General features: G+C 64.9%; 8 protein-coding genes, 1 tRNA gene and 1 pseudogene. 6 read left to right on the forward strand and 4 right to left on the reverse strand.

Annotated elements, in window-relative coordinates; translation table 11 throughout:
• The first annotated feature begins 10 nt into the window (after positions 1–10).
• A complete protein-coding gene (locus QE444_RS17220; protein ID WP_133861116.1) occupies positions 11–2779 on the forward strand; it encodes a response regulator in 2769 nt (922 codons plus the stop codon).
• Between the two features lie 4 nt (positions 2780–2783).
• Here QE444_RS17220 and dinB read toward each other — a convergent pair whose 3' ends face one another.
• The 3 genes from dinB to QE444_RS17235 form a co-directional block, all read right to left on the reverse strand.
• Complete coding sequence (gene dinB, locus QE444_RS17225) at positions 2784–3881, reverse strand: DNA polymerase IV (protein ID WP_309740270.1); 1098 nt, start codon at positions 3879–3881, stop codon at positions 2784–2786.
• A 93-nt stretch (positions 3882–3974) separates the two neighbouring features.
• Positions 3975–4208, reverse strand: coding sequence for a hypothetical protein (locus QE444_RS17230; RefSeq protein WP_017642220.1), 234 nt, complete (start codon positions 4206–4208; stop codon positions 3975–3977).
• 23 nt (positions 4209–4231) lie between these two features.
• Positions 4232–4558 carry a hypothetical protein gene (locus QE444_RS17235; RefSeq protein ID WP_187979704.1) on the reverse strand — a complete coding sequence of 109 codons (327 nt, stop codon included), beginning with the start codon at positions 4556–4558 and terminating at the stop codon, positions 4232–4234.
• A gap of 171 nt (positions 4559–4729) precedes the next feature.
• Here QE444_RS17235 and QE444_RS17240 point away from each other — a divergent pair, with 171 nt between their 5' ends.
• From QE444_RS17240 to QE444_RS17260, 5 genes and pseudogenes are all read left to right on the forward strand, one after another.
• Positions 4730–4876, forward strand: coding sequence for a hypothetical protein (locus QE444_RS17240; protein ID WP_166655896.1), 147 nt, complete (start codon positions 4730–4732; stop codon positions 4874–4876).
• A 90-nt stretch (positions 4877–4966) separates the two neighbouring features.
• Positions 4967–5043, forward strand: a tRNA-Met gene (locus tag QE444_RS17245).
• 190 nt (positions 5044–5233) lie between these two features.
• Positions 5234–7891, forward strand: a complete 2658-nt coding sequence (gene mprF / locus QE444_RS17250; protein ID WP_263258930.1) for a bifunctional lysylphosphatidylglycerol flippase/synthetase MprF — start codon at positions 5234–5236, stop codon at positions 7889–7891.
• A 7-nt stretch (positions 7892–7898) separates the two neighbouring features.
• A pseudogene (locus QE444_RS17255) lies at positions 7899–9175 on the forward strand (virulence factor family protein).
• Between the two features lie 96 nt (positions 9176–9271).
• Positions 9272–9577 carry a hypothetical protein gene (locus QE444_RS17260; RefSeq protein ID WP_133861121.1) on the forward strand — a complete coding sequence of 102 codons (306 nt, stop codon included), beginning with the start codon at positions 9272–9274 and terminating at the stop codon, positions 9575–9577.
• Between the two features lie 46 nt (positions 9578–9623).
• Here the strand turns inward: QE444_RS17260 and QE444_RS17265 are convergent, their stop codons facing one another.
• Positions 9624–11465: a potassium transporter Kup gene (locus QE444_RS17265; protein WP_133861257.1), complete on the reverse strand. Its 1842-nt coding sequence runs from the start codon at positions 11463–11465 to the stop codon at positions 9624–9626.
• Positions 11466–11710: the final 245 nt, after the last annotated feature.

An 11710-nucleotide genomic window follows, 5' to 3' on the forward strand; every position in this document is an offset into this window, starting at 1 on the left:
GGGACGCGCAGTGCTGGACGAATTGGGACTCAAGGGGCGCATCCTGCTGTTGAGCGTCCTCCCGACCTGCTGCATGGCGGCCCTGCTGGGGGTCTACTTCAGCTGGGTGCAGCTGTCCGACATGCGCAGCCAGCTCATCGAGCATGGCCAGCTGGTGGCCCAGCAGATGGCCCCACTCATCGCCCCGGCCATGCGCACCGGCGACAACGACCAGCTCAACCGTATCGCCCAGCGCGCCCTCGACCAGGCCGATGTCCGGGCGATCAGTTTTCTGGATGCCGACGGCAACCTCCTCGCCCACGCCGGCCCCTCAATGACCGTGGAGCTCACCGGGCGCGACTACCAGACCATTAGCATGAGATCCGGGCTGGACATCACCCACTTCAACCTGCCGGTGCAGACCCATGATCTGCGCCTGACCCGCAGCGACGGCAGTCCGGCCACGCCCCAGACCCTGGGCTGGATTCAGCTCGAACTCTCCCATCACGCCACCCTGCTGCGCGGCTATCGCAACCTGGTGGCTGGCCTTCTGCTGATCCTGCTCGGCCTGGCCTTCACCGCCTTCATCGCGGTGCGCATGGGCCGCCGGATCAACCGGCCCCTGCAGGTGATCGCCCACGGCGTCAGCCAGTTGCAGGAAGGTCGCCTGGAGACGCGCCTGCCGACCCAGCTCGGCAGCCCCGAATTCGACGAACTGGCGACCGGCATCAACCGCATGGCCGAAGCCATGGAGAACGCCCAGTTCGAGATGCAGAACAACATCGACCAGGCCACCGAGGACGTCCGCCAGAATCTGGAAACCATCGAGATCCAGAACATCGAACTGGACCTGGCGCGCAAGGCGGCGCTGGAAGCCAGCCGCATCAAGTCGGAATTCCTGGCCAACATGAGCCACGAGATTCGCACCCCGCTCAACGGCATCATCGGCTTCACCAACCTGATGCAGAAAAGCGAGCTGACCCCGCGCCAGCAGGATTACCTGAGCACCATCCAGAATTCCGCCGAGAGCCTCCTGGGCATCATCAACGAGATCCTCGACTTCTCGAAGATCGAGGCCGGCAAGCTGGTGCTGGAGAATCTGCCGTTCAACCTGCGTGACATGATCCAGGACACCCTGACCATCCTGGCGCCCTCGGCCCATGAAAAGCACCTGGAGCTGGTCTGCCTGGTCTACCGCGACACACCGACCCACCTGGTCGGCGATCCGCAGCGTCTGCGCCAGGTGCTCACCAACCTGGTGAGCAATGCCATCAAGTTCACCCATTCCGGCACCATCGCCGTGCGCGCCATGGTCGAGGAAGAGACCGACGACCATGCCCAGCTGCGCATCAGCGTCCAGGACACCGGGGTCGGCCTCACCGACGAAGACCGGCAGATGCTGTTCCAGGCCTTCTCCCAGGCCGACAACTCCCTGACCCGGCAGGCCGGCGGCACCGGACTCGGCCTGGTCATCTCCAAGCGCCTGATCGAGCAGATGGGGGGCGAGATCGGCCTGGAGAGCATTCCCGGCGAGGGCTCGGAATTCTGGATCACCCTCAACCTGCCCAAGGCCCACGGCAGCGTCGAGAGCCACAAGCGCATCGCCCTGGCCGGTCGCCGCGTCGGCCTGGTGGAGCCCCACCCCCTCACCCGCCAGGCACTGCAGCACCAGCTGGAAGAATGCGGTCTGAGCGTGGAGCCGTTCGAGACCCTGGAGCAGCTCAGCGAAGCGGTCGCCCACCCGGCCTCCGGCAAGCTGCCGGTCAGCCTGGCGGTGCTCGGTGTCAGTGCCCGCAGCATTCCGCCGGATCTGCTCACCGAGCGCATCTGGGAACTGGGTCGCCAGGACTGCAATACCCTGGTCTATTGCCCCACCACCGACCAGGCGGTGTTCCACGCCTCCCTGCCCGATGTCCATTGCCAGCTGCACGCCAAGCCGGCCTGCAGCCGTAAGCTCGAGCAGGCGGTGGCCGAGCTGCTCAACCAGCGCCCGCAACGCAACGAGAGCGGCGGCCTGGGCATCACCGACCGCCCGCCGCGGCTGCTCTGCGTGGACGACAACCCGGCCAACCTGCTGCTGGTGGAAACCCTGCTGACCGATCTCGGCGCCCAGGTCACCGCGGTGGAGAGCGGCTACGCGGCGGTGGAAGCCGTCCAGCAGGAGCGCTTCGATCTGGTGTTCATGGACGTGCAGATGCCCGGCATGGACGGCCGCCAGGCCACCGAGGCGATCCGCGACTGGGAAGCCAGCGAAGGCGGCACCCCGGTGCCCATCGTCGCCCTTACCGCCCACGCCATGGCCAACGAGAAGCGCGCCCTGCTGCAGAGCGGCATGGACGACTACCTCACCAAGCCCATCAGCGATCGGCAGCTGGCCCAGGTCATCCTCAAGTGGACCGGCCTGCGCCTGCTGCACAGCTCGGCGCCCGAGGTCACCAGCCTCAACAGTGGTGGCCAGGACATTTCCACGCTGGCGGTGATGGATGCGGACGAAGGCCTGCGCCTGGCGGCCAACAAGCCGGATCTGGCCAAGGATCTCCTGAGCATGCTGCTCGCCTCCCTGGCGGCGGACCGTCAGGCCATTCGCCAGGCCCGCGAAGACGGTGACCGCATCGCCCTCATCGAGCGCGTCCACCGCCTGCATGGCGCCACCCGCTATTGCGGCGTGCCCCAGCTCCGCGCCGCCTGCCAGCACAGCGAAACCCTGCTCAAGCAGGGCGCGCCGACCTCCAGTCCGGCGCTGGAAGAACTGGACGCGGCCATCGTCAATCTGTCCGCCCAGGCCAAGAGCCCGCTCTAGCGGACTAGTCCTCGAACAGCCTCATCTGCAGCGCCGCCTCGCGCAGATCCGTCAGGCGCACGCCCACCCCGAGCAGCCGTACCGGCCGATTGCCCCGCCGGTAGGCCTGCTCCAGCAGGCGCCGATAGCTGTCGAGATCACGACCGGCGCCCTGCTGTTCCAGGGTGGTCTGGGTGAAGTCGTGGAACTTGACCTTGATGAAGGGTCGCTCCGGGCGATAACGATCGGCCAGGCGCGTCAGCCGCTCTTCGAGCTTGGCCAGCAACTCGGGCAACTCCTGCGCACAGGCGGCGGCATCGGGCAGATCGCGGTCATAGGTGCGCTCCACGCTGGCCGATTGCCGCTGGCTGTCCACCTTGACCTGGCGCTCGTCGATGCCATGGGCCAGCGACCAGAGGCGCTCGCCGAAGCTGCCGAACTCGCGCAGCAGATCGAAGCGCGACCAGGTCTGCAGGTCGCTGCAGAGGACGATGCCGCGGCGCTTGAGCTTGTCGGCGGTGACCTTGCCCACGCCATGCAGCTTGGCCACCGGCAAGGCGGCGACGAAGTCGTCCACCTCGTGCGGGGCGATGACGAACAACCCGTTGGGCTTCTTCCAGTCGCTGGCGATCTTGGCGAGAAACTTGTTGGGCGCCACCCCGGCGGACACCGTGATGTTCAACTCCTGCCACACCCGCCTGCGGATATCACGGGCGATCAGGGTGGCGCTGCCGTTGAACAGCTCGCACTGGGTGACATCCAGATAGGCTTCGTCGAGTGACAGCGGCTCGATCAGCTCGGTGTAGTCCTGGAAGATGCCGTGGATCTGCCGTGATACCTCCCTGTAGACCTCGAAGCGCGGCTTGACGAACACCAGGTCTGGACAGAGCTTCTGCGCCTGGTGGGACGACATGGCGGAGCGCACGCCGAAGGCCCGGGCCTCGTAGTTGCAGGTGGCGACGACCCCACGACGATCAGGGGTCCCGCCTACCGCCAGCGGCTTGCCGCCCAGGCGCGGATCGTCGCGCATCTCGATGGACGCATAGAAGCAGTCACAGTCGACATGGATGATCTTGCGCTGGCGCTTGGGTGGGAGCTGGGCGGGAGGACTGTCCGGAGCCATGGAGAGAGATGCCGGGCCGGGCTTGGCGGCTGATTATCCGTACAGTAAGCCAAGACCGCCCGGATTTGTCCATGGCGGACGACGAATCGCCCGTTAACCGACGTCTTGCAGCAGGCGTTGCCGATGGACGACCTCTTCGCGCAGCTCATCGACCACCGCCTTGAGGTCATGGGCATGGTGCAGCTGATCGTAATAGAGGTGGCGCTCGGCGATCACGCCGTCGGGCGTGGTGATCATCAACCGCGCGAAATGCTCGCTGCGCTCGAAGAACTCGATGCGACCCAGGCCCTGGAGATGTTGGAGCAAGGTTTCCAGCAGCAGATTCATGGCGGCCCCTTGGACTTTCCTGGTCAAACGGTTCGGTCGCGCTGCCCATCGTCGAAAGGTGCACCCTCGTCGCCGGCGATGACGGTCCGATCTTCTATATGGCCGGAGCGAACATGACGGGACGTGGTGTCCAGCAATTCCTGCGCCGCAGCGCGGAGCGTCTGCATGTCGTAGACGAGCAATTCGACTTTCTCCACGACCTGAAGTGCCATCTCCGACGCACCTTTGGCACTGCTGCCGGTAAGCGCCAGGGAAAGATTGCACAACTGGGCGACCAGTGTCGCTATATCGTGATCCATCACGCGCATGATGCGCTGATCCAGACGACTCGAATCCTGGGTAGGGTGCATGAGGTTCTCCATAACACCCATCGAGGATAGCACATGGCCACCACCTGCCCTGGCCCTTAGCGGCGTTTTGCTATCACCTTCTCACTTGATCGCGCAGGGGCCCTCATCGGGTTTCCGGACCCTTTGCCGGCTAGATGGGTCGACTGAGGACGTACCTCTAGGAGAACCCCCATGAAGCGCCCTCTACTCGTGTCCTCTGCCCTGCTCCTCAGCCTCATGCTGGGTGGCTGCTTCGATCGCGACCAATCTGATCAGCAGAACCGCTCCAGCGGCGAAAAGGCGTCGGTGCAGATGCAGAAAAGCGATGGCGACAAGTAGGCCCGTCCCTGCTTGGTAAATAAGCCTTTGATGAATATTAAATTTTTCCTTGACGAATTTTTTCTTAGCCCTATACTGAGCCACATCGGACGCGGGATGGAGCAGTCTGGTAGCTCGTCGGGCTCATAACCCGAAGGTCGTTGGTTCAAATCCAGCTCCCGCAACCAAATTCGAAAAAACCACTCTCTTGAGTGGTTTTTTTTTGCCCTGAATTTGACCCGGTTCAGATCCAGGCGGTGCGAACTCTGTGGCTACAAGAGCTACAAAGGTTGGTATAGAGCTTTTTTATCTGTACAAGGCTTGGCAAACCGCGCGCGACCAGTAATCTGACGCGCGTTCCTGTCTAGAGGAGTTTGCATGACTGCACCTGATCCAGCCAAAGAGGTCTCCTCGAAGCCGGCATCCCCTGCGGACCACCCTGTTTCGCCCCCTCAGGCGCTGCCCTGGCGCCTCCTGGAGCGCCTGACGGCCTACCGGCAACCCATCGAACTGGGTCTGACGCTGGTGTTGTTCGCCGCCGCCCTGGTGGTCTGCTGGCATCTGCTGAGCAGCATCGATGGCGAAGCTCTCCATGATGCCCTTCACGATATTCCACACTCCTCCCTGATCGGCGCGCTGATCGCCGCAGCCGCCGGCTTCACCATCCTGCTCGGCTACGAGTGGTCGGCCATGCGCTTCGCCGACGTCAAGCTGCCGGCACGCGCCTGGACCATGGGCGGCCTTACCGCCTTCGCCATCGGCAATGCGGTTGGCCTGTCCATGCTGTCCGGCGGGTCGGTGCGCTATCGCCTCTATGCCCGCCAGGGCCTCAGCGCTCTGGAAGTGGCGCAGATGACGGTGTTTTCCAGCCTGGCGCTGGGCACCGCGCTGCCGCCCCTGGCCGCCATCGCCGCCCTGACCAATCTGCCGGCGTCCACCCAGGCCCTGCGCGTTCCCGAAGCGGTGATCATCACCGTGTCCGCCCTGATCCTGCTCGGCTATGCCGTCGGCATCCTGGCCCTGCGCCGCTGGCGGGTGCCCGAGCAGCCCTGCGCCCACGCCCTGCACTTCCGCATCGGCAAGCGTGCCCTGCGCCTGCCGACCCTGCGGCTGTCCGTGCTGCAGCTGGTGATCACCATCCTCGACGTGACCGCCGCCTCGATGGTGCTCTATCTGCTGCTGCCCACAGCGCCGCCCTTCGGTGCCTTCCTGCTGGTCTACCTGCTGGCGCTGGCCGCCGGGGTGCTCAGTCACGTTCCGGGCGGTGTCGGCGTGTTCGAGGCTGTCCTGCTGGCGGCCTTCGCCAACGAGCTGGGCGCCGCCCAGTTGGCGGCGGCGCTGGTGGTCTACCGCCTGTTCTATGTGCTGCTGCCCTTCGTGATCGCCTGCCTGGTGCTGCTGTTCAGCGAAGGCCGCCGCCTGCTGTCGAACAGTCCGGCCGTACGGGTCGCCTCCGGCCTGGCGGCACCCATCCTCGCCATCCTGGTTTTTTTTTCTGGGGTGGTACTGCTTTTTTCTGGGGTCACCCCTGAAATAGACACCCGCCTGGAAGGCATGGATTTCCTGCTGCCCCAGCGGTTGATCGATGCCTCCCACCTGGGCGCGAGCCTGATCGGCGTCGTCTGTCTATTGCTGGCGCAGGGATTGCGCCGGCGCCTCTCCGCGGCTTGGGCGGTGACCTTGGTCTTGCTGTTGCTGGGCTGCCTGCTGTCCCTGTTGAAAGGTTTCGACTGGGAGGAAGCCTCCATTCTGGCGATCACGGCCGCGCTGCTCGCCATCTTCCGCAAATCCTTCTATCGCCGCAGCCGGCTGATGGAACAGCCCTTCTCGCCGCTGTACGTGACCGCCAGCATCTGCGTGGTCGCCGCCTCGGTGTGGCTGCTGCTGTTCGCCTATCAGGACGTGCCCTACGACACCCGCCTCTGGTGGCAATTCGCGCTGGATGCCGATGCCCCACGCGGCCTGCGTGCCGCCCTGGGCAGTTCGGTCCTGCTGCTGATCATCGCCCTGGGCTGGCTGCTGCGCGCCGCGCCGCCGCCGATCGAAGCCCCCACCAGCGCCGAGCTCGAGCGGGCCTTCGGCATCGTGCGCAAATCCAGTCAGCCGGATGGCGGCCTGGTGATGACCGGTGACAAGGCCCTGCTCTTCCACGACAGCGACGATGCCTTCCTGATGTACGGACGACGGGGTCGCAGTCTGATCGCCCTCTTCGATCCCATCGGCCGCTCCCAGCCTCGCGCCGAGCTGATCTGGAAATTTCGCGATCTCTGCGACCTGCACCATGCCCGGCCGGTGTTCTATCAGGTACGGGCGGAGAACCTGCCGTTCTACATGGACATCGGTCTCACGGCGCTCAAGCTTGGCGAAGAGGCCCGGGTGGACCTGCATGCCTTCGATCTCGACAGCAAGGGCAAGAAGGACCTGAGATACACCTGGAATCGCGGCCAGCGCGACGGCCTGGCAATCGAATTCCACGCCCCGGGCGAAGCGCCGCTGGACGAGCTCAAGGCCATCTCCGACGTCTGGCTGGAGAGCAAGCAGGTGCGCGAGAAGGGCTTTTCCCTGGGTCGTTTCGATCCGACCTACCTCAAGCACTTTCGTATCGCCGTGGTGCGTTTCCAGGACAAGGCGGTGGCCTTCGCCAACCTGCTGGAAACCGAACGCCCCGACCTGGCCAGCATCGACCTGATGCGGGTCACCGCGGATGCGCCCAAGCAGACCATGGAATTCCTCATGCTGGGGCTGATCCTGCACTTCAAGGCTGCCGGCTTCGCCCGCTTCTCCTTGGGCATGGTCCCGCTGGCCGGTCTGCACCCCCGCCGTGGCGCTCCCATCACCCAGCGCCTGGGGGCCATGGTGTTCAGACGTGGCGAACAGTTCTATAACTTCCAGGGGCTGCGTCGCTTCAAGGACAAGTTCGATCCGGAATGGGAACCGCGCTACATGGCGGTGCCCGCCGGCCTGGATCCCCTGGTCGCCTTCGCCGATACCGCCGCCCTAATCGCCGGGGGTTATACCGGCCTGGTCAAACGTTGAGACTCCTATGCTGAAACGTGCACTCGCAGTACTGCTCGTCATCCTGCTGATCGCTGGAGGTCTGGGCTGGTGGTGGCTTCATCGCTGGCCGTCGGCGCCCCAGGTCAAGGTCCTGGAGCAGCCGGATGGCCGCCTGCTGACCATGGCCGCACCCAAGGGCGAGCCGCATGCCCACGTGGTCCTGGCCACGCCCTCGGACCTGCAACTGGCGGATGCCGATCTGCTGGGCCTGGCGACCAACACCGGCGCCGAGATCGTCCAGTACGAGGTCAGGGTCGCCAACAGCTGCCAGGCGCAGAACGACGACTTCACCCAGGCGGCCAAGCAGCTGAGTGGCGCCCCGACCTTCGTCGGCGGCATCGGCCCGGGCGCCGCCCGCGCCTGGCGCTGGCTGACGACCCAGGACAACCCGAAGGCGGCGGCCCTGAGCGTGGGCTTCAATCTGGAAACCCTGGATTGCCCCGACGCCCTGCCGGCCAAGGCGGCCGCTGGCCAATGGCACATCGCCTGGAATGATCATCCGATACCGACGATTCGGCCATCTTCGTGCGTCAGCAGAGCAATGCCGACCTGACCATCGCCGACTATGGCACTGCCCTGCCGGTGGTGCTGCGCACCCAGCTGAAGAATCGCCTGCTGGGCCAGCACAACGACATCCCGACCATCGAGATGCCGGCCGATCCGGACGTCAAGCCCGGCCATCCCGACGTCGTGACCATTTTCTACTCCGGTGACGGCGGCTGGCGCGATATCGACCGGCTCTCGGCCCAGGCCATGAACGAGGCCGGTTATCCGGTCGTTGGCGTGGACTCCCTACGCTACTTCTGGCAGCACAAGAGTCCCGAGCAGGTCGCCGCCGACCTCGCCAACCTGATGCAGGAATACCGCGAGAAGTGGAACGCCAAGCACTTCGTCCTGGCTGGCTACTCCTTCGGCGCCGACATCCTGCCAGCGGTCTACAACCGCCTGCCCAAGGCGGATCAGGACCAGGTGAGCTCGCTGCTGCTGCTGGCCTTCAGCCGCAAGAGCAACTTCGAGATCGCCGTGGAAGGCTGGCTGGGCAAGCCGGGTGACGAAGCCGATACCCTGCCGGAAACCAGCAAGATTCCCGCCGCCAAGCTGTTCTGCGTCTATGGCGAGGAAGAGAAGGACGACAGCGGCTGCACCCAGGCGGGTCAGCCGGGTGAGAAGCTGGGTCGCCCGGGCGGTCACCATTTCGACGAGAACTACGACAAGCTGGCCGACTTCATGGTCAAGGCCATCGAGGCCCGTACGCCGCAATAGCGTATTTCGTCCGGGCCTGCGGGCCCGGACGAACGGCTGGAACAAGGGGCCGGTCTCCCGCGGTCTATGGCTGCAACAGCTACGGAGACTCCCGACATGAGCACACCGCTTTCCGCCGATGCCGCCAGCAAGATCCTGGTGGATGCCTTTCAGCCCCTTGGCTGCGTGGTGTCTTCCGGCACGGATGGCCACGACCTGGCCCTGGGCGTGGTCGATGCCCAGGGCAAGACGCTCTACACCGAAGAACGGCTCAGCGAGGGCGACTACAGCGATCCCCTGCGCCTGGCCGGCTACATAGGCACGGTGCGCAGCGAGCTGGAAGGCCGTGGTCAGACCCTCGACAGCTGGCAGATGCCCTTCATCACCGATCCCGACGCCCTGCCGCCGCCGGTGTTCAACTAGGCAAAGAAAAGGCCCCTGCTGGGGCCTTTTTTCTTGCTGCGCCGGACTAGATCTCGACCTGGGTGCCCAGTTCAATCACCCGGTTCACCGGCAGTTTGAAGAATCTCAGGTTGCCGTTGGCGTTCTTCATCAGGAAGACGAAGAGATTCTCCCGCCAGGGCGCCATGCCCAGCCGCTTGGAAGCGATCACCGTCTCCCGACTGAGGAAGTAGGTGGTACGCATCGGAGTGAAATCCAGCCCTGGATAGGGGCAGTGGCTGAGCGCCAGGGGGATGTCCGGTTCGTCCATGAAGCCATAGTGCAACACCACCCGATAGAAGCCGTCACCGAAGTCCTCGACCTCGATGCGCTCGCCGCGCGATACCCGCGGACGGTCCTCGTAGCGCACCGTGAGCAGCACCACCTGCTCGTGCAGCACCTGGTTGTGCAGCAGGTTGTGCAGCATGGCGTGGGGAACCACATCGGTACGGGCGGTGAGGAACACCGCGGTGCCCTTGGCGCGGAACGGTGGCTGGGCGCGAATGCTGCTGATAAAGATCGGCAGCGGCAGCGCACCATCGTCCAGGCGTTCCACCACCAGTTGCCGGCCCCGCTTCCAGGTGGTCAGCAGGATGAAGATGATGACACCGGCGATCACCGGGAAGGATCCGCCGGAGAGGATCTTCGGCGCATTGGCGGAGAAGTACAGCACGTCGACCAGCAGAAAGCCGATCAGCAGCGGCACCATGATCCAGCGCGGCCATTTCCACAGCAGCAGGATCACCGCCGACACCAGGCAGCTGGTGATCAGCATGGTCCCCGTCACGGCCACGCCGTAGGCTTCGGCCAGGTTGGCCGACGACTGGAAGGTCAGGATCAGGAAGATCACCCCCAACATCAACGCCCAGTTCATCAGCGGGATGTAGATCTGCCCCTGCTCCTGGCTGGAGGTGTGCTGGACCTGCATGCGCGGGATGTAGCCCAGCTGGATGGCCTGTCGGGTCATGGAAAAGGCGCCGGTGATCACCGCCTGGGAGGCGATGACGGTAGCCAGGGTCGCCAGGCCGATCATCGGCAGCAGCAGCCACTCAGGCGCCAGCAGATAGAAGGGATTGCGCACCGCCGCGGGATCGGCCAGCAGCAGCGCGCCCTGCCCGAAGTAGTTCAGCACCAGCCCTGGCAGCACCAGCAGCAGCCAGGCCCGGGCGATGGGCTTGCGCCCGAAGTGGCCCATGTCGGCATAGAGCGCTTCGGCGCCGGTCAGCGCCAGCACCGCCGCACCCAGCACGATGAAGCCCTTCACCGGGTTGTCGACGAAGAATTGCACCGCCCAGTAGGGATTGAAGGCCTTGAGCACCTCGGGTTGCTGGACGATGCCATAGACACCCAGGGCACCCAGGGTAGTGAACCAGAGTACCATCACCGGCCCGAAGAACTTGCCGATGGTGGCGGTACCGCGCTTCTGGATGGCGAAGATGCCGACCAGGATCACCAGGGCAATGGGTACGACCCAGGCGTCCAGGCCATCGAAGGCCAGCTCCAGGCCCTCCACCGCCGACAGCACCGAGACCGCCGGGGTGATCATGCTGTCGCCGTAGAAGAGCGCGGCGCCGAACAGCCCCAGCAGGACCAGGGTGGTGGCCAGGCGTGGCGAGCCCTGGGCGGCGCGGCGAGCCAGGGCCGTGAGGGCCATGATGCCGCCCTCGCCCTGGTTGTCGGCGCGCATGACGAAGGTGATGTACTTGAGGGTGACGACCCAGATGAGCGACCAGAAGATCAGCGACAGGATGCCGAGCACGCTGTCGTGATTCAGCGGCAGGCCGTAGTGCGGCGAAAAGACTTCCTTGAGGGTATAGAGAGGACTGGTGCCGATGTCGCCGTATACCACGCCGGTGGCGAGCACGATCATTCCCAAGGCCGAAGGGGCTTTACCACCGTGCTCGTGTTCCGGACGGCTCATGCAGGGCTCCTAGAGTCTAAAATCGGCGCATCCTGCGCCGAAGCGGCGTCAGGATCAAGTTGAAAAGGCCGGTAGCGTGGCGCGCGCAACCTCTCGGCGCAGCGCTTCCAGCACCATAGACTCCTTGGTCGGCAAAAAGCTCTGCGCGGTCGCCGGGACCCGCCTGCCCCTTCCAAGCGGCGGCAGAGATGGCT

This window comes from Pseudomonas sp. SORGH_AS_0199, from assembly GCF_031453735.1.
GTDB classification, from domain to species: Bacteria; Pseudomonadota; Gammaproteobacteria; order Pseudomonadales; family Pseudomonadaceae; genus Chryseomonas; species Chryseomonas aestiva.

Coding starts and splice junctions, on each gene's coding strand:
- QE444_RS17240 (WP_166655896.1), top strand. CDS start 4,730: ATGAAGCGCCCTCTACTCGTGTCCTCTGCCCTGCTCCTCAGCCTCATG.
- mprF (WP_263258930.1), top strand. CDS start 5,234: ATGACTGCACCTGATCCAGCCAAAGAGGTCTCCTCGAAGCCGGCATCC.
- QE444_RS17265 (WP_133861257.1), bottom strand. CDS start 11,465: ATGATCGTGCTCGCCACCGGCGTGGTATACGGCGACATCGGCACCAGT.
- QE444_RS17230 (WP_017642220.1), bottom strand. CDS start 4,208: ATGAATCTGCTGCTGGAAACCTTGCTCCAACATCTCCAGGGCCTGGGT.
- QE444_RS17235 (WP_187979704.1), bottom strand. CDS start 4,558: ATGCACCCTACCCAGGATTCGAGTCGTCTGGATCAGCGCATCATGCGC.
- QE444_RS17260 (WP_133861121.1), top strand. CDS start 9,272: ATGAGCACACCGCTTTCCGCCGATGCCGCCAGCAAGATCCTGGTGGAT.
- dinB (WP_309740270.1), bottom strand. CDS start 3,881: ATGGCTCCGGACAGTCCTCCCGCCCAGCTCCCACCCAAGCGCCAGCGC.